Annotated in this window: 20 protein-coding genes; 17 read left to right on the forward strand and 3 right to left on the reverse strand. The window is 68.4% G+C overall.

The window, feature by feature from the left end:
- Nucleotides 1-16: 16 nt before the first annotated feature.
- From ACETK8_RS04735 to ACETK8_RS04755, 5 genes are all read left to right on the forward strand, one after another.
- Nucleotides 17-415: a hypothetical protein gene (locus ACETK8_RS04735; protein WP_374038366.1), complete on the forward strand. Its 399-nt coding sequence runs from the start codon at nucleotides 17-19 to the stop codon at nucleotides 413-415.
- Nucleotides 412-876, forward strand: a complete 465-nt coding sequence (ybgC, locus tag ACETK8_RS04740; protein ID WP_374038367.1) for a tol-pal system-associated acyl-CoA thioesterase — start codon at nucleotides 412-414, stop codon at nucleotides 874-876. The genes ACETK8_RS04735 and ybgC overlap by 4 nt, the downstream gene beginning before the upstream one ends.
- A gap of 133 nt (nucleotides 877-1,009) precedes the next feature.
- Nucleotides 1,010-1,771, forward strand: a complete 762-nt coding sequence (gene tolQ, locus ACETK8_RS04745) for a protein TolQ (RefSeq protein WP_374038368.1) — start codon at nucleotides 1,010-1,012, stop codon at nucleotides 1,769-1,771.
- A gap of 3 nt (nucleotides 1,772-1,774) precedes the next feature.
- Complete coding sequence (tolR, locus tag ACETK8_RS04750) at nucleotides 1,775-2,284, forward strand: protein TolR (protein WP_374038369.1); 510 nt, start codon at nucleotides 1,775-1,777, stop codon at nucleotides 2,282-2,284.
- A gap of 4 nt (nucleotides 2,285-2,288) precedes the next feature.
- The gene (locus tag ACETK8_RS04755; protein WP_374038370.1) at nucleotides 2,289-3,119 is read left to right on the forward strand and encodes a hypothetical protein; all 831 of its coding nucleotides are present in this window, start codon (nucleotides 2,289-2,291) and stop codon (nucleotides 3,117-3,119) included.
- On the opposite strand, the gene ACETK8_RS04760 is transcribed toward ACETK8_RS04755, so the two are convergent.
- Complete coding sequence (locus tag ACETK8_RS04760) at nucleotides 3,116-3,559, reverse strand: TA system VapC family ribonuclease toxin (RefSeq protein WP_374038371.1); 444 nt, start codon at nucleotides 3,557-3,559, stop codon at nucleotides 3,116-3,118. The two genes, ACETK8_RS04755 and ACETK8_RS04760, sit on opposite strands and share 4 nt — an antisense overlap.
- Nucleotides 3,556-3,786: a DUF6364 family protein gene (locus ACETK8_RS04765; protein ID WP_374038372.1), complete on the reverse strand. Its 231-nt coding sequence runs from the start codon at nucleotides 3,784-3,786 to the stop codon at nucleotides 3,556-3,558. Before ACETK8_RS04765 ends, ACETK8_RS04760 begins: the two co-directional genes overlap by 4 nt.
- 175 nt (nucleotides 3,787-3,961) lie before the next feature.
- Here ACETK8_RS04765 and tolB point away from each other — a divergent pair, with 175 nt between their 5' ends.
- The 12 genes from tolB to folP all read left to right on the forward strand — a co-directional run bounded on the left by tolB (nucleotide 3,962) and on the right by folP (nucleotide 16,234).
- Nucleotides 3,962-5,371: a Tol-Pal system beta propeller repeat protein TolB gene (gene tolB, locus ACETK8_RS04770; RefSeq protein WP_374038373.1), complete on the forward strand. Its 1,410-nt coding sequence runs from the start codon at nucleotides 3,962-3,964 to the stop codon at nucleotides 5,369-5,371.
- Nucleotides 5,372-5,495: 124 nt separating this feature from the next.
- A complete protein-coding gene (gene pal, locus ACETK8_RS04775; RefSeq protein WP_374039348.1) occupies nucleotides 5,496-6,056 on the forward strand; it encodes a peptidoglycan-associated lipoprotein Pal in 561 nt (186 codons plus the stop codon).
- Nucleotides 6,057-6,278: 222 nt separating this feature from the next.
- Nucleotides 6,279-7,388: a DUF3667 domain-containing protein gene (locus tag ACETK8_RS04780; RefSeq protein ID WP_374038374.1), complete on the forward strand. Its 1,110-nt coding sequence runs from the start codon at nucleotides 6,279-6,281 to the stop codon at nucleotides 7,386-7,388.
- A gap of 40 nt (nucleotides 7,389-7,428) precedes the next feature.
- Nucleotides 7,429-8,286, forward strand: coding sequence for a tetratricopeptide repeat protein (locus ACETK8_RS04785; RefSeq protein WP_374038375.1), 858 nt, complete (start codon nucleotides 7,429-7,431; stop codon nucleotides 8,284-8,286).
- 38 nt (nucleotides 8,287-8,324) lie between these two features.
- Nucleotides 8,325-9,644, forward strand: coding sequence for a tRNA lysidine(34) synthetase TilS (gene tilS / locus ACETK8_RS04790; protein ID WP_374038376.1), 1,320 nt, complete (start codon nucleotides 8,325-8,327; stop codon nucleotides 9,642-9,644).
- 57 nt (nucleotides 9,645-9,701) lie between these two features.
- On the forward strand, nucleotides 9,702-11,645 hold the full coding sequence (gene ftsH, locus ACETK8_RS04795) for an ATP-dependent zinc metalloprotease FtsH (protein WP_374038377.1): 1,944 nt from the start codon (nucleotides 9,702-9,704) through the stop codon (nucleotides 11,643-11,645).
- A 152-nt stretch (nucleotides 11,646-11,797) separates the two neighbouring features.
- Nucleotides 11,798-12,445: an IPTL-CTERM sorting domain-containing protein gene (locus ACETK8_RS04800; protein ID WP_374038378.1), complete on the forward strand. Its 648-nt coding sequence runs from the start codon at nucleotides 11,798-11,800 to the stop codon at nucleotides 12,443-12,445.
- 148 nt (nucleotides 12,446-12,593) lie between these two features.
- On the forward strand, nucleotides 12,594-13,808 hold the full coding sequence (locus tag ACETK8_RS04805) for an acyltransferase family protein (RefSeq protein WP_374038379.1): 1,215 nt from the start codon (nucleotides 12,594-12,596) through the stop codon (nucleotides 13,806-13,808).
- 61 nt (nucleotides 13,809-13,869) lie between these two features.
- Nucleotides 13,870-14,505 carry a hypothetical protein gene (locus ACETK8_RS04810; protein ID WP_374038380.1) on the forward strand — a complete coding sequence of 212 codons (636 nt, stop codon included), beginning with the start codon at nucleotides 13,870-13,872 and terminating at the stop codon, nucleotides 14,503-14,505.
- Nucleotides 14,506-14,507: 2 nt separating this feature from the next.
- Nucleotides 14,508-14,810 carry a winged helix-turn-helix domain-containing protein gene (locus ACETK8_RS04815; RefSeq protein ID WP_374038381.1) on the forward strand — a complete coding sequence of 101 codons (303 nt, stop codon included), beginning with the start codon at nucleotides 14,508-14,510 and terminating at the stop codon, nucleotides 14,808-14,810.
- A complete protein-coding gene (locus tag ACETK8_RS04820) occupies nucleotides 14,810-15,406 on the forward strand; it encodes a YdeI/OmpD-associated family protein (protein WP_374038382.1) in 597 nt (198 codons plus the stop codon). Before ACETK8_RS04815 ends, ACETK8_RS04820 begins: the two co-directional genes overlap by 1 nt.
- 9 nt (nucleotides 15,407-15,415) lie before the next feature.
- Nucleotides 15,416-16,234, forward strand: a complete 819-nt coding sequence (gene folP, locus ACETK8_RS04825; protein ID WP_374038383.1) for a dihydropteroate synthase — start codon at nucleotides 15,416-15,418, stop codon at nucleotides 16,232-16,234.
- Here folP and ACETK8_RS04830 read toward each other — a convergent pair.
- Nucleotides 16,212-16,631, reverse strand: a complete 420-nt coding sequence (locus tag ACETK8_RS04830; protein WP_374038384.1) for a DUF1579 family protein — start codon at nucleotides 16,629-16,631, stop codon at nucleotides 16,212-16,214. The genes folP and ACETK8_RS04830 overlap by 23 nt on opposite strands.
- Nucleotides 16,632-16,684: the final 53 nt, after the last annotated feature.

A 16,684-nucleotide genomic window follows, 5' to 3' on the forward strand; every position in this document is an offset into this window, starting at 1 on the left:
AAGGCCAAAGCCGGTCATGCTGCCCGCGATGGCGCGCACCCGTTTCACCGTCAGAACCCTGGTCCCCATTCTGGGGATCGCCGTCCTGGTGCTGGGCGGGATCAGCCTGTGGCTGGTCGTCAGCGGAGCGCCCCGGCCGTCGCGCGAGGAGCCGGTCCGCATGGCCGAGCGTCAGATTCGCGAACAGCGCGGCGCCGACTGGGAGGTCCGCTATGTCGAGGACGGCTCCGGCCCGGTCCTGTGCGGCTATGCGGCGCCGCGCAACCGGGGAGGGACGACGCACGAGCCCGTGGCCTTCATCTCGCGTCTGGGCCGGGTCCTGTTCGCCGACGAGCCCCTGCCGACCGAGTTTCGCGATCTGAGGCAGCGTTATTGCCCCGCCTTCGCCCGCAACCCTGTATCGCCTGTTCCATGAGCCAGACCGACCACCCCACCGCCGGCCGTTTCGAGGGTCGCGATCACCTGCTGCCCGTGCGTGTGTATTACGAGGACACCGACTTCACCGGGGTCGTCTATCACGCCAACTACGTCCGCTATTTCGAGCGGGGACGGTCGGACTTCCTGAGGCTGGCGGGCATTGGCCATGCGGAGCTGCTGGAGATCGACCCCCCGCTGGCCTTCGTGGTGGCGGAGATGAAGCTGAACTTCATCAAGCCGGCGCGGATCGACGACGCCCTGGTCGTGCGGACCACCTACGACAGCGTGAAGGGCGTGCGGCTGATGATCTCCCAGACCATCGAGCGGAACGGGGAGGCCCTGTGCCGGGCCGATGTGACGGCGGTCTGCATCCATCTGGACGGACGGCCGCGCCGACCGACCCCGGCCCTGGTCGAGGCGGTCCGGCCCTGGCTGGCGCCCGTGGGCGAGGCTGGCTAGACTCGAAAAGCGTGGCCGTTCGGCCGCAATCGGCCCCGGCGCCCTCCCGGTCGCGGTCGCGTAAACCTTTCCGCCTTACAACCGCCACGCCCCGTGGTTCGATAAGATCGACGCCTGCCCAAGGACCCGCCTTATGACGATCCCCGCCGCCGAAGCCTCCATGATGAACCCGGTCGAGCTGTTCATGACCGCCGACTGGGTGGTGAAGAGCGTGATGGTCGGGCTGGCCATCGCCTCGGTGTGGTCGTGGACGGTCATCATCGACAAGGCCTTCCGCTTCGTCGCCCTGAACCGGCAGGCGGACGCCTTCGAGAAGGCGCTGTCGTCCGGCCGCTCGCTGGAGGAGGTGGCGGCCCAGGCCGGACCCGAGCCGACCCACGCCCTGCCGCGCATGCTGGTCATCGCCCTGTCCGACTGGCGCGAGACGCGACGCAAGGGCGCGCTGACGGACACCGAGGGCAACCTTCTGATGACCCGCATCGACCGGGCGCTGGATTCCCTGATCGCCCGCGAGGGTCAGCGGATCGAGGAGGGTCTGGGCGTGCTGTCGGTGGTGGCCACCGCCTCGCCCTTCATCGGCCTGTTCGGCACGGTCTGGGGCATCATGAACGCCTTCGGCCGGATCGCGGCGGCGGGGAACACCAATCTGACGACCGTGGCCCCGGCCATCGCCGAGGCCCTGTTCGCCACGGCCGTGGGTCTGGCGGCGGCTATTCCGGCCTATATCGCCTACAACAAATTCTCGATCGACGCGGGCAAGTTCACCGGCCGTCTGGAGAGCTTCGCCGACGACCTGCAGGCCGCCGTGGCGCGCCGTCTGGGCGGCGGGGCCGCGACCCCGCCCCCGCCGCCCCCGCCGCCGTCCTCGGACCTGAACTTCCGCCGGAGCGTCTGAGCCATGGCGATGGGTGGAGGCGGAGGCGGAGGCCACGTTCGCGGCCGACGTCGCGCACGCAAACGGCCGCTGAGCGAGATCAACGTCACCCCCCTGGTGGACGTGATGCTGGTGCTGTTGATCATCTTCATGATCTCGGCGCCGCTCCTGACCGTGGGCGTTCCGGTCGAGCTGCCGAAGACCGAGGCCTCGGCGGTCGAAAGCGACAAGCCGCCGGTGACGGTCTCGATCGACCAGGAGGGCGCCATCTTCGTCCAGAGGGACGAGACGGCCTATGACGCCCTGACCGACCGTGTGGCCGAGGCCGCCGAGGGCACCGATCGGGACGAGCTGTCCATCTTCGTTCGCGCTGACGGTCGCGCGCCCTATCAGGCCGTGGCCCGGGTCATGGCGCGGCTGTCTGCGGCCGGTTTCACCAAGCTGAACCTGATCACCGACACGGCAGAGGCCGCTCCGGCGTCGGTGACGGCGCCCCAACCCGCGCCCCAACCCGCGTCCGAGCCCGAGGCCTGATCCGGTGGCGAAGTCCCGGCCATCCCCCGCGATCCTGGGCGCCCTTCTGGTGCACGGGCTCATCGTGGCCGGCTTCCTGATCAAATGGCCGCAGTCCGAGGAAGAGGTCCTGCCGACCGTGTCCTCGGTGCCGGTGTCGATCGTGTCGTCACAGATCGTCGAGGCCGCCGCGCCCGACAATCCGTCCGAGGAGCTGGTGACCGAGGACGCCGCGACCGCCCCGGTCGAGGCCCCGCCCGAGCCGACCCCGCCCGCCCCCACGCCGCCGACACCCGCGCCGCCTCCGCGTCCCGCGCCGACCCCGACGCCGCGCCCGACCCCTCCGCGTCCGGCCCCCACGCCGCCGCGTCCCACCCCGCCGGCGCCGACCCCGCCCAGGCCCACGCCGCCCCGGCCGACGCCCCCGCGTCCGACGCCGCCCGCCGCCAACACCCCGGCGCTGGATCTGGATTCCCTGGCCGGGCCGCGTCGCAACACGCCGGTTCCGGGCGCTCGTCCCGCGACCGGTCAGCAGGGCGCCGGACAGGCGTCCCAGGCCACGGGGCCGCAGCTGACGGCCATCTTCAACCAGGTCTATCCGAACTGGACCCTGCCCTGCGACATCCCCGGCGCGAACCAGCTGAGGATCGAGATGGACGTGACCCTGTCGCCCGACGGCCGGATCACGGCGGGCCCGACGCTGCGCAATCCGCGCTCGGACAACGTCTATCGCGCCGCCGCCGACGGCGCCCTTCGCGCGATCCGCCAGACCGCGCCCTTCGATGTGCCGGCCGGCTTCCCCGGCGGCGCATTCCGCCCGACGTTCAACACCGAACGGGCGTGCCGGAACCGTTAGTGAGCGGGGTCAGAGATGACTTCGAGCGCGTGGGCGCCGCCTTTCACGGCTGAAACGGCAAGGCTGCGATCGAGAGTAGCCAGCTTCGCACCCCGGCTCACCGCCAGGGCGAGGAGGTACACATCCGTCGTCTGTTTGTGACTGACTACCCGCGCCATATCCACGAGCTCGGACTGAACCAGGCTCAGGTCATCCGGCCAGAACTCATGGTTGGGTTGCTCGAGCAGGTCCTTCAATAGAAAGGCGACCTCTTCCGGGGAGCCGAGGGTCGGCTTGTATCCGGCGCCGCTAGTGATCCGGACGAACCCGTTCTGAACGATGGGGCAGGTGGCCCATCGTTCATGGCGTGCGCGGCTGAACCATGAGAACGCCTCCTCGTGCCAGACGTGAGCGCGGTCGAGGATGGCGATCACGACGTTGACGTCCAGCAGGTACGTCAAAATTCTTCGTCGTCCCTAAGTGCGTTCACGATCTCGGTCGTGATGCGAGGACCGGGACGATCCGGAGCCAGAAGGATGCCGTCGCGCCGCACGCCCTTGAACTTGGATCGATCCATCTCCTGACGAACCAGATCCGACACGACCTCACCGAGGCTGCGTCCTTGCCGTTCAGCAAGGGCCTTGGCTTTCGCGAGGACGTCGTCGTCGATGTTCAAAGTGGTCCGCACACATCAAACATAGCGCATCACGCATCACGCATCAAACATCAAACCTTACTGTTTTGATGCCCTGCCCGGCAAAGGTTGCCGTCCCGAAAGTCGCCCCAATCGGTCGCAAGCTGGTTACTGTCACACGGACCGGCGATAAGGTCCGGACACTCGCGTTACGCCACTGGAGACACCGATGCGTCTGAAACTGCTTCTGAGCACCGTCGCGGTTCTCGGCATCGCCACGGCCTCCCTGGCGCAGACGCAGTCTACGCGCGGCCTGAACGGCCCCTCGCGCCAGCAGAGCCAGGCCCAGCCTGCCCAGACGGGCGAGCCGATCGAGGTCGAGATCGACCAGGGCGTGCTGCGCCCCTTCCAGATCGCCGTCGCCCCGTTCAGCGGCGAGAACGGGACCTCCATCGCCGATGTCGTCTCGGGCGACCTGCGCCGGTCGGGCTTCTTCGAGCCGATCAATCCGGCCAGCTTCATCGAGACCAACCTGACCCTGGCCAATGCGCCTAACTTCCCGCGTTGGACCCAGATCGGGGCCCAGGCGGTGCTGTACGGCTCGGTCACGCCGCGTCCGGACGGGCGGAACGACTTCGGCTTCCGCCTGTACGATCCGTACCGCCAGTGCCAGCTGGTCAGCTACAACTTCACCGCCACGCGCGAGCAGTGGCGCCGGATCGCGCACAAGATCGCCGACGTCGTCTATGCCCGGATGACCGGCGAGACCGGCATCTTCGACACCCGCATCATCTACGTCGCCGAAAGCGGGACCGAGCTGAACCGCCTGAGCCGCCTCGCGATCGTGGACCAGGACGGCTACAACCCCGTCTTCCTGACCGATGGCTCGGAGATCATCCTGACGCCGCGCTTCTCGTCCAACCCGGACGAGATCACCTATATGGCGCTGGGCAAGGACTACTCGCGCATCTACCTCTACAATCTGACGACCGGCCGCCGCGAAAGCCTGGGCGAGTTCGACGGCCAGGCCCTGGCGCCCCGCTATTCGCCGGATGGAACGAAGGTCGCCTTCTCCATCATCCGGGGTGGCAACACCGACATCTATGTGATGAACCTGCGGACCCGTCAGCTGTCGCGTCTGACGACCGATCCCGGCATCGACACCTCGCCGTCGTTTTCGCCCGACGCGTCGCGCATCGTGTTCAACTCCGACCGCACGGGCACGCCGCGCCTCTATGTCATGAACGCCGACGGCTCGAACCAGCGGCCGATCTCGAGGGGCGGCGGCGCTTATACGGCCCCGGCCTGGAGCCCGCGCGGCGACCTGATCGCCTTCACCAAGTCGGGCGGCGGCCAGTTCGGCATCGGCGTCATGAACGTGGACGGGTCGGGCGAGCGGATGCTGAGCCGGTCCTATTTCGAGGAGGGTCCGTCCTGGGCTCCGAACGGCCGCTACCTGATGTATTCGCGCCAGACCCGCGGCGGGAACACCAATCTGTGGATGGTGGACCTGTCGGGCCGGGTCATCGCCCAGTCGGGCTATCAGGGACGCGGCTCCGACCCCGCCTGGTCGCCGCTGCTGGACGGCGGCCCCGGCAACCTCGGCGTCGGCCAGGGCGCCGACAGCTGTTCCTCGTAGTCACGTCCGGGACCCACCGGAACAACTATGCGTTACCGCCGGAGACGGCACAGACAAAAGCCACGGTTCGCGACTTAATGCTGAAGCTTAGCGTGAGCGCCAAGACGAAGGAAACGACCCCATGATGACCGTATCGACCCTGAACAAACTGGCCGTTGTCGGTCTGGTCGCCCTGTCGATGGCCGCCTGCGCCCCGCGTCGTCCGGTGACGGGCGTCACCGACGGCAACACCGGCGGCCCGGCGATCGACAACCCCGCCTATCCCGGTCCGGGCACGGGCGGCATCGACGGCGGCAACATGGGTTCGGGCGCTCCGGGCTCGGAACAGGACTTCGTCGTCAACGTCGGCGACCGCATCTATTTCGACCTGGATTCCTATCAGGTCAGCCCCGAGGCCTATCCGCGCCTGGACGCCCAGGCCCAGTGGCTGGCCCGCTATCCGGGCGTGACCGTCCGTATCGAGGGCAACGCCGACGAACGCGGCACCCGTGAATACAATCTGGCCCTCGGCGCTCGCCGCGCCGAATCGATCCGCAACTATCTGATCGGTCGCGGCGTCTCGGCCGGCCGGATCGACACCATCTCCTTCGGCAAGGAACGCCCGATCGCCCAGGGCTCCAACGAGGACAGCTGGGCCCGCAACCGCAACGGCCGCACGGCGATCGTGTCGGGCGCGAGCTACTAATCAGCCGGGTCTCCTCCCCGTCGCATAGCGATGGGGAGGTGGCGGCGAGCCTCTTCGCGAGCTGACGGAGGGGTTCTTCGTGCATCACGAAAAGAGCCCCTCCGTCTCCTCCGCTTCGCTACGGATCCACCTCTCCATGCTGCGCACGGGGAGGAGACTTTGCGTCTTGCCCGCCCCTTCACTGCGCTGCACATAGGGGCCGGGCAGGCGTTGGGGGACCCGATGGTGGATATGGATGCGGCGGGCGGTCTGGCGACCGGCGGCCTGATCGCGGGGGCGATCGAAAAGCCGACCGGCCATGCGGGCGAGGACCATGTCGGGACCTGCAGCGACTGCGGCGAAGCGACGACCGGAAACTTCTGCGCCAACTGCGGCCAGCCGACCCATGTGCACCGCTCCCTGCTGCATCTGGGCGAGGAAGTCCTGCACGGCGTCATGCATTTCGATGCCCGCATCTGGCGCACCCTGCCGCTGCTGATCGTCAATCCCGGGCGGCTGACGCGCGAGTGGGTCGAGGGCAAGCGGACCCGCTACGTCTCGCCCCTGGCCATCTTCCTGTTCACGATCTTTCTGATGTTCTTCGCCCTCAGCTTCGCGGGCGACTTCGTGCCGAACACGACCAGCAGCATCGACGAGCGGATCGCCAACGCCGAGACGGCCGTGGCCGAGCTGCAGTCGCAGATCGCCGCGAACGAACCCGCCGTGGCGGCCGACGAGCCGGGAGCCGAGGGCGTCAAGACCGGGCTGGAAGCCGGCCTGGCGGCGGCCGAAGGTCAGCTGCGCGCGCTGCAGGAGGCCAAGGCCGATGGGCCGCGCGCCGACGGTCTGACGCCCGGCAGCTGGCAGGCGAACATGGCCGACACCGTCCACGGCGAGAATTTCCACGTCGGCATCGGCGACAAGAAGATGCAGGAGAAGATCCGGCACAAGCTCGGGAACCCCGACCTGGCCGTCTACAAATTCCAGCAGACGACCTACAAATTCGCCTGGCTTCTGGTGCCGTTCTCGATCCCCTTCATGTGGCTGCTGTTCGTGTGGAAGCGCGGCTTCACCCTCTATGACCACGGGGTCTTCGTCCTCTACTCCCTGACCTTCATGTCCATCCTCTTCCTGGCGTTGGGGGTGCTGGGGCGGATGAACGGCTGGTTCGCGGGCGTCCTGGGGACCATCGGGACCTTCGCCGTGCCCGTGCACATGTTCGCCCAGTTGAAGGGGGCCTACAACCTGTCGATCTGGTCGGCCCTGTGGCGGACGGCCTTCCTGTTGTTCTTCTGCCTGTTCGCCTCGACCCTGTTCGTCGTCGCCGTCTTCTACCTGGGCTTCGGGGTCTGACGCCTTGCGGCGGCCTCAAAACGATGAAAGCTGTAGTGTCATGAAAAGCCTCCTGACCGCTCGGAACATCACCCTGGCCGCCGTGGGCCTGACCCTGATCGGCGGGGCCGTCGTGGCCCAGACCCAGCCCCTGCCGGCCATCCAGTGGGACGTGCGCCGCCTCGACAATCTGGACCGCAACGTGCGCCGTCTGGAGCGCGCCCTGCTGCAGCGGAACAACCAGGTCGGCGAGCCGATGCTGGTCGAATCCGATCCCGAGCTGATCGCCCTGCAAGGCCGGGTGCAGCAGATGGATCGTCGTCTCCAGGACATGGAGGCCACCGTCCAGCGCGTGAACGGCGATCTGGAGCGACTGACCTTCCAGCTGGACGAGAGCGACCGGGACAACGCGGCGCTCCGCCAACGTCTGACCGACGCCGACGGCCGGATCCAGCGCATGGAACGCTCCGCCGCCGAGGCCCAGCGCGCCGCCCAGGCCGCCGCCGAGGAGGCCGCGCGCGGTCCGCGCTCCCCGACCGGGGACGCCGTCTCCGACCTGGCCGCCGCCCGCGCCCTGACCGATCCGGCGGCCCAGCGCGCGGCCCTGGACGCGGTGGCCAACAACTGGCCGGACACCCCCTCGGGCAAGGAAGCGACCTGGCGCGTCGGCGACATCATCCGCGCGGGCGGCGATCAGGCCGGCGCCGTGCAGCAGTACGCCTCCGCCCTGTCGGGCTGGCCGACCCTGCCATGGGCGGGCGAGGTGACGCTGAAGCTGGCGCGCGGCCTGAACGCCACCAACCGCAATCCGCAGGCCTGCGCGGCGCTTGGCGAGTACACCCGTCGCTATGAGGCGACCTCGACGCCGGCGCTCCGCGCCATCGCCGCCGAGACGCGGACGCGGGCGAGCTGCCGCTGAGCCGGGACGGCCCGGCCGGGCTGGAAGGCCGGGTCGCGGTGCGGCTGAACGCGCGGCTGCAGAAACACGTCGATCACCCGGCGGCCCTCGCCCTGTCGGGCGGCGGGGATTCCATGGCCCTGCTTGGGATCGCGGCCGCCTGGGCGAAGCGCGCCGGGCGCCGGTTGCTGGCGATCACCGTCGATCACGGGCTGAACCCGGACAGTCGCGACTGGTCGCGCCGGTGCGAGGCCGCCGCGCGGTCGGTCGGGGCGGACTGGGTCGAGCGCCGTTGGGAGGGCGAGAAGCCGACGACGGGTCTGCCCGCAGTGGCGCGGCGGGTGCGGCATGGGCTGATCGCGGAGGCGGCGCGGGATGCGGGGGCGAAGGTGGTTCTGTTCGCCCACACCGCCGACGACATCGCCGAGAGCGACTGGATGCGAGAACGGGGCGCGACGCTGGGGCGGCTGCGCGACTGGTCGCCGAGCCCGGCCTGGCCCGAGGGGCGGGGGCTGATGCTGCTGCGTCCGATGTTGGGTGAAAGGCGGGAGGATCTGCGGGATTGGCTGCGCGCGGCGGGGCGGGACTGGATCGAGGATCCGGGGAATGTCGGGTTCGGGCGGGGGCAGGCGCGTCGTGCGCTGAACCCTCTCCCGGAGGAAGAGGGCTTGAGGCTCGCAGAGCGTAGCGATGCGCTCTTAGCCGAAAGGGTGAGAGGTTACGGTGCGGCCGGCCTTGGCGCCATAACCCCTCGCCCTTTCGCGCCAGAACGACGGCAAGCCGTCGTGCGCTCAATCCCTCTCCCACTGGGAGAGGGATTCGAGGTGGATCGCGCGATCTCTGCGACCGAACTGGCGGCCATTCTCCTGTGCGCTTCAGGGACCGACACGCCCCCCCACCGCGACCGGCTCGACGCGCTGATCGCCAAACTGACCTCCGGCGTCGACTTCACCGCCACCCTCTCCGGCGCGCGGATCGAGACGACCGCCGACCGCGTCCTCATCGGCCGGGAGCCCGGCGAACTGCGCCGCCGTCGGCCGCCGGACGTCCCCCTCACGCCCGGCGTCCCCGCCGTCTGGGACGGTCGGTACGAGATCACCGCCCACGCCCCCGGCTGGACCGTGACCGCCGCCCTCGGCCGCCTGAACGCCCTCGCCAGACCGGATCGCGCCATCGTGAACGCCGTGCCGGCCTGGGCCCGGTCCGCCCTGCCGGTCCTGATCCGGGACGATGGCGGTGCGCCGGTTCTTGCATGGCGGGGGGCGGAGGTGCGCAACCTCGCGCCGCGTCGTCTCAGGCTGGCTCTGGGCGAAACGACGCAGGAAAGCGACCTCGATCTCGCCATCCATGGCGAAACGCCGCCGCCTGACCTATTTTGACGACAATGCCGTAACACCGTGTCGGTCTCGAGCGACCGACCACTAGGATATCAATCGATGAACCTGCGTAACCTGGCGATCTGGGGCGTGATAATTCTGGGCCTTCTGGCCGTCTATGCCGCCATCAGCCAGAACGGCGGCGCCGGTCTGCCCGGACAGGCTTCGGGCGCCCAGGCGCGGCCGGAGACGATCACCTACTCCGAACTGAACAACAAGGTCGCCGCCGGCGAGGTGAAGTCGGTCGTGATCTCGGGCGATCAGGTCACCGGCGTCTACAAGAACGACAGCCGTTTCACCGCCGTCGTGCCGATCTCGGACAACCAGCTGGCCGCCCGTCTGGACGCCGCGGGCGTCGACGTCGGCGCCAAGACCATGCGCCAGTCGATCTGGATGAACGCGCTTCTGGGCCTCTTGCCGATCCTTCTGCTGGTCGGCGTCTGGATCTTCTTCATGCGCCAGATGCAGGGCGGGGCGCGCGGCGCCATGGGCTTCGGCAAGTCCAAGGCCAAGCTTCTGACCGAACACAAGGGCAGGAAGACCTTCGAGGACGTCGCCGGCGTGGACGAGGCCAAGGACGAACTCCAGGAGGTCGTCGACTTCCTGAAGGACCCGGGCAAGTTCCAGCGTCTGGGCGGCAAGATCCCCAAGGGCGCCCTGCTGGTGGGCCCTCCGGGGACCGGTAAGACCCTGCTGGCCCGCGCCGTGGCGGGCGAGGCGGGCGTGCCCTTCTTCTCCATCTCCGGCTCGGACTTCGTCGAGATGTTCGTCGGCGTCGGCGCCAGCCGCGTGCGCGACATGTTCGAACAGGCCAAGAAGAACGCGCCCTGCATCATCTTCATCGACGAGATCGACGCCGTCGGTCGTCATCGCGGCGCGGGCCTGGGCGGCGGCAACGACGAGCGCGAGCAGACCCTGAACCAGCTGCTGGTCGAGATGGACGGCTTCGAGGCGTCGGAGAACATCATCCTGATCGCCGCCACCAACCGTCCCGACGTTCTGGACCCGGCCCTGCTGCGTCCCGGCCGCTTCGACCGTCAGGTCGTGGTGCCGAACCCCGACGTCTCGGGTCGCGAGCGCATCCTGCGCGTCCACATGAAGGACGTGCCCCTGGCCGCCGACGTCAACGTCAAGACGATCGCGCGCGGCACGCCGGGCTTCTCCGGCGCCGACCTGGCCAATCTGGTCAACGAGGCGGCCCTGATGGCGGCGCGCAAGGACCGTCGCATGGTCACCCACCGCGACTTCGAGGACGCCAAGGACAAGGTCATGATGGGCTCGGAGCGTCGCTCCATGGCCATGAACGAGGAAGAGAAGCGCCTGACCGCCTATCACGAGGGCGGCCACGCCATCGTCGCCATGAACGTCAAGATGGCGGACCCGGTGCACAAGGCGACCATCGTCCCGCGCGGCCAGGCCCTGGGCATGGTCATGCAGTTGCCGGAAGGCGACCGCTATTCGATGAAGTACCAGCAGATGGTCGATCGCATCGCCATCATGGCCGGCGGCCGCGTGGCCGAGGAGCTGATCTTCGGCAAGGAGAACATCACCTCGGGCGCCTCGTCGGACATCCAGCAGGCGACCAAGCTGGCCCGCCGCATGGTGACCCAGTGGGGCTTCTCCGACGTGCTGGGCACCGTGGCCTACGGCGAGAACCAGGAAGAGGTCTTCCTGGGCCACTCCGTCGCCCGCAGCCAGAACATCAGTGAGGAGACCGCCCGGACGATCGACGCCGAGGTCAAGCGTCTGGTCACCTCCGGCTGGGACGAGGCCCGTCAGATCCTGACCGACAAGGCCGACGATCTGGAGAAGCTGGCCCAGGCCCTGCTCGAGTACGAGACCCTGTCGGGCGAGGAGATCAAGGACCTGCTGGAGAAGGGCGCCGCGCCGAACCGCGACGAGAACAACTTCCCCAACGCCGGCCCGTCGGTGTCCGTGCCCGTCACCCCGGTGTCGGACGGCGTCAGCGTCGTCGCCAAGGACGAGCACCCGACCGTCCACTGAGGACCGCTATCGCGATGTCGCATCAGGCCCGCTCCGGACGTCCGGAGCGGGCCTTTTTTGTCTGAGCTTTGCGGTAGAGCAAGCTTGGCCGCGGCGTGTATGCCCGCTCCCGGCGCCCTGATTCGCCCCGGCGTCGTGGGATAGAGAGTTCAATGTTCAAAATGCTTCGCGCGCTGGTCGTCAGCGCCTCGATCGCCTGTGGCCTGGCCGCATCCGCAGCCATGGCCGCGCCGCAGACCGTTTATGAGTTCGCGCCGACCGAGCGGACCGCCACCCCGTATAATGACGGGATTCTGGCGAGCATCACCGTGGCCGCTCCGACGGACATCACCGCCGTCGCTCAAAGGACGTTGGCCTCGACCTCGGTGAACGTGAAATTCCTGGTCGTGAACACCACCACCAACACCGTCCTGTACAGCAGCGCCGCGAAGACCTTCCCGAGCGACGGCGGGACGCCTTCCTTCAAGCAATCCGATGACTTCGCGCCGATCACGCTGCTGCCCGGCAACACCTACGCCATCGGCCTGGTCAGCGAGCAGCCGCAGTCGCTCTACTACCAGAACGCCGCGCCGCCCGTTCAGAACGGGATCTCCATGGTCGGCTTCAGCAACGCCTTTCCCTATGCGAACCCGGCCGTGACCGGCGTCAATCCCGGATTGGGTTTCACGCTGAAGCTTGTCTACGAGGAACCACCCGTTTCGGTGCCGACGCTGTCGGAATGGTCGATGATCCTGCTGGGACTGCTGATGGCCGGCGCCGCCGCCCTGCATCTCCAGCGTCGTCGCCGACTGATAGTCTGACCCGACAGGTCGACCGCCCTGAAAGCCCGCCCCGGACATCCGCCGGGGCGGGTTTTTGCATATCGGCCTCGCGGTTTGAGGCAGACAAGTTTGCAATTCAAACATGTCTGTGAGACATGTCCTTCCGAACCGAGAGGAGGGACCCATCATGACCACCGACATCGACCGGCCCGAGCGGCTGCACGGACTGGACGCACTCAGGGGCGGCGCCCTGCTGCTGGGCGTCGTCCTGCACGCCAGCCTGAGCTTCTTTCCGCAGCAGATCTGGATCGCCGCCGATCAGAGCACCTCGATCGGGGCGGCCTGGCTGTTCTTCGCCATCCACCTGTTCCGGATGACCGCCTTCTTCCTGATCGCGGGTCTGTTCGCCCACATGATGCTGGCGCGGCGCGGCTGGCTGTCCTTCGCGAAGGACCGGGTCATGCGGATCGCCGGGCCCCTGGCCAGCTTCTGGTTCCCCGTCATGGTCGGGATCGTCGGGGCCCTGATCTGGAACGCCCACGCCAGCGGCCTGATCGTGCCCGGCGCGCCGCCGCCCCCGCCGCCGACCTATGACTGGACCAACTTCCCGCTGACCCACCTGTGGTTCCTGTATGTGCTGATGCTGTTCTACGTCGCCGCCCTGATCCTGCGCGCGCCGTTCGCCCTGCTGGACAAGGACGGGGGTTGGGGTGGGACGGTGGACTGGTTCACCGGCGCCCTGATCGGGCCGTGGACGCCGGCGTTGCTGGCCGCGCCGCTGGCGCTCGCCATGTATCTGGATCCGAAATGGGTCGCCTTCTTCGCGGTGACGACGCCGGACGCAGGTCTGGTCCCGGCTCCGGTCGCCCTGGTCGGGTTCGGCCTGGCCTTCGCGGTCGGCTTCCTGATCGACCGTCGTCGTGATCTGCTGGACCGGATCGCCGCCTGGTCGCCGCTCTATCTGGCCGTGGCCGTGGTCTCGGGCGTCTATGCCTACATCCTCGCGGGCGGGCCGGTGGTCACGCCGGTGGGCGAGCCGACCGACGCCAAGGCCGTGGCCGCGGCCGTGGTGGCCCTGGCGGTCTATTCTTCGGCCTTCGCCGCCATGGGGCTGTGCCTGCGCTTCCTGTCGGGCCACAGCACGATCCGCCGCTACCTCGCCGACAGCTCCTACTGGGTCTACATCCTGCACCTGCCGCTGGTCATGCTGGCCCAGGTCTGGGTGCAGGACTGGGCCGGGCCGTGGTGGTTGAAGCTGGCGGGTGTGTCGCTGGGCGTCTTCGCCGTCTGCCTGATCACCTACGAGCTGCTGATCCGGCACAGTTTCATGGGCCAATGGCTGAACGGCCGCCGCGTGCCCTGGCGACAGAGCCGGGAGATGGCGGCCGTCCCCGCCGAATAGCTTGCCAAGATCGACCGGCTCGTCCACCCCGGACGGGCCGGTCGCACGAGAGAGTCGCACCATGCCCAGCCCCGCCAAGCCTTCCGCCGAGGCCGACCTCGCCTTCCTGCGCTCGATCGTCGAGGGCGGAGCCAGGCCGTCGATCACCATGGCCCTCGTCTATATGGCCGGCGGACTGCTGTACGGGCTGCAGTGCCTGTTCCACATCGGCCAGATGTTCGGCGTGGTGAACTGGCCGCCCTTGGCCAATCTCAGCTTCATCCTCGCCATCAACGTCGCGGTCTGCGCCTCCATCGTCTGGGCCGTCTGGCGCGACAAGAAGGAGGGCCGAGCGAACCTCGGGCCTCTGGCGACCCGGACCATGAACGCCGGCTTCTCCAGCGCCGGCATGGTCAACCTGGCCATGGTCGCCATCTTCGGCGTGGGCGCCTGGCGCGACAGCGACTTCGCCATCTGGCTCTACTATCCGGCCGTGGTGTTCGGGCTTCAGGCGGCCGCCTGGTCCGTGGCCTGGATGCTGAAGAAGAAGCCCTGGATGCTGCTGACCTCGGCGGGCGGCTGGCTGACCTCGGTGGCCCTGGGCCTCCTGGTGCGTCAGCCGGACGCCTATCTCTATGTCTGCACTGCGGCTCTGTTCCTGCTGTTCGCCCTGCCGGGCTGGATCATGTTCCGCGAAGCCAAGGCGAAGGCCGCCTGATCATGGCTCTGGGCGATCTCGGCAAGATCGACGAGGTCATCCACGGCCGCATGCGGCTGGGGATCATGGTCTATCTGGCCGACGTCGAGACGGCGGACTTCACCGAGCTGAAAACGGTGCTGGAGGCGACCCAGGGCAACCTGTCGGTCCACCTGAAGAAGCTGGAGGAGGCGGGCTTCGTCGCCATCGACAAGAGTTTCAAGGACAACAAACCCCTGACCCGGGTGACGATCACCGCAGCCGGCCGCAAGGCCTTCGCCGCCTATCTGGAGGCCCTCGGCGCCCTGATCGGAGGCAAGGGCTGATGGCGCCGATGGTGGTCGATCCGAAACGGGTGCAGGCCTTCGCCGACGCCGAGGCCTTCCACGCCTGGCTGAAGACGAACCACGCGACGGAGCCCGAGGTCTGGATCCGCGTCTACAAGGTCGGGTCGGGCACGCCGAGCGTCACCTGGAAGGACGCGATCCCGGTCGCCATCCGCTGGGGCTGGATCGACGGCGTGAGGAAGAGTCTGGACGAGGTCAGCTTCCTGCAACGGTTCACCCCGCGTGGGCCCAAGAGCAGCTGGAGCGAGATCAACGTCGCCCATGCCGAACGGATGATCGCCGACGGCACCATGCAGCCGTCGGGCCTGAAACACATCGAGGCGGCCAAGGCGGACGGGCGCTGGGAGAAGACCTATCGGTTCAAGGGGGCGGAGGTCCCGGACGACCTGAGGGCGGCCATCGACGCGGAGCCGAAGGCCAGGGCCCTGTTCGACGTCCTAACCAGCCAGAACCGTTTCGCCCTGATCCACCGCACCAACGCCTTGAAGACCGAGGCCGGGCGGCGGAAGAAGATCGTCGACCTCGTCGCCATGCTGAAGCGCGGCGAGACCCCTTATCCGCAGAAGAAGGCCTGAGCGGCGCCCATGAGTTTCCAGCCTCCGAAGGTCATGGGCATCCTCAACCTGACGCCCGACAGCTTCTCGGACGGGGGGCTGCACGACGCGCCGGACGCCGGCCTGATCCAGGCGATGAAGCTGATCGGCGATGGAGCGGACATTCTCGACATCGGTGGGGAATCGACGCGGCCGGGGGCCGAGCCGGTCCCGGCGCATGAGGAGATCGCGCGGACGGCCCCGGTGATCGCGGCGGTCCATGCGCGTTGGAACGGGCCGATCTCGATCGACACCATGAAGCCGGAGGTGGCGCGGGCGGCGGTCGCGGCGGGGGCTTCGATCTGGAACGACGTGACGGCCCTGACCTACGCGCCCGATGCGGCGGACGTGGCGGCCGAGCTCGGCTGCGAGGTCATCCTGATGCACATGCTGGGCGAGCCGCGCTCCATGCAGGTGGAGCCGCGCTACGACGACGTGGTGGCCGAGGTGGTCGACTATCTGGGCAAGCGCGCCGAGGCGGCGATGGCGGCCGGGGTGGCGCGGTCGAAGATCACGCTCGATCCCGGCATCGGTTTCGGCAAGACGGCGGAACACAATCTGGCGCTGATCGCCCATCTGGACCGGCTGGGCGACCTCGGCTTCCCGGTGCTGCTGGCCGCCAGCCGCAAGCGGATGATCCGCAACATCGACCCCTCGGCCACCGACGCGGGCGACCGTCTGGGCGGCTCCATCGCCATCGCGCTCGAAGGGGCGGGGCGCGGAGCGACGATGGTGCGGGTCCATGACGTCCGCGAAACCGTCCAGGCTCTGGCGGTTCAGGCGGCGATCAACGCCGCCGGTAGCGCGTGACGTTGAAGTCGCGCCACTGGCCGTCCTTGCCCTTGATGCGGCCGGTGGTGGTGCGCTCGTCGGGCGAGACGATCTCCCAGACGTCCTCGTAGTCGGCCAGGCCTTCTCCCGTATCCATGTCCGGCCCGCGACTGGACAGCGCCATGCGATCGCCCGAGGCCGCGCCGTCATAGGTCCACAGGTTCGGCCATTTCCAGCTGATGAAGTCGCCGACCACCCGGCCAGCGTCGGGATCGAAGGCGAGCTGGAAGCGAGCATGGTCGTCGGACTCGATCACGATCCAGTGGTCGCGGCGGGTGACGGTCTCGCTTCCGGCGTGGCGTTCTCCGTCGTCCGGCAGGCTGTGCCCCTCATAGGTCCAGTCGCCGACCAGCCGGTCGAGGAATTCGTCGCTCATGTCGTCGCCTCCGGTTTCCGGCAGGGTAACGCAAGAGACGGCTTGCCGATCGC

This window comes from Brevundimonas staleyi (assembly GCF_041893865.1).
Taxonomy (GTDB): Bacteria; Pseudomonadota; Alphaproteobacteria; order Caulobacterales; family Caulobacteraceae; genus Brevundimonas; species Brevundimonas staleyi.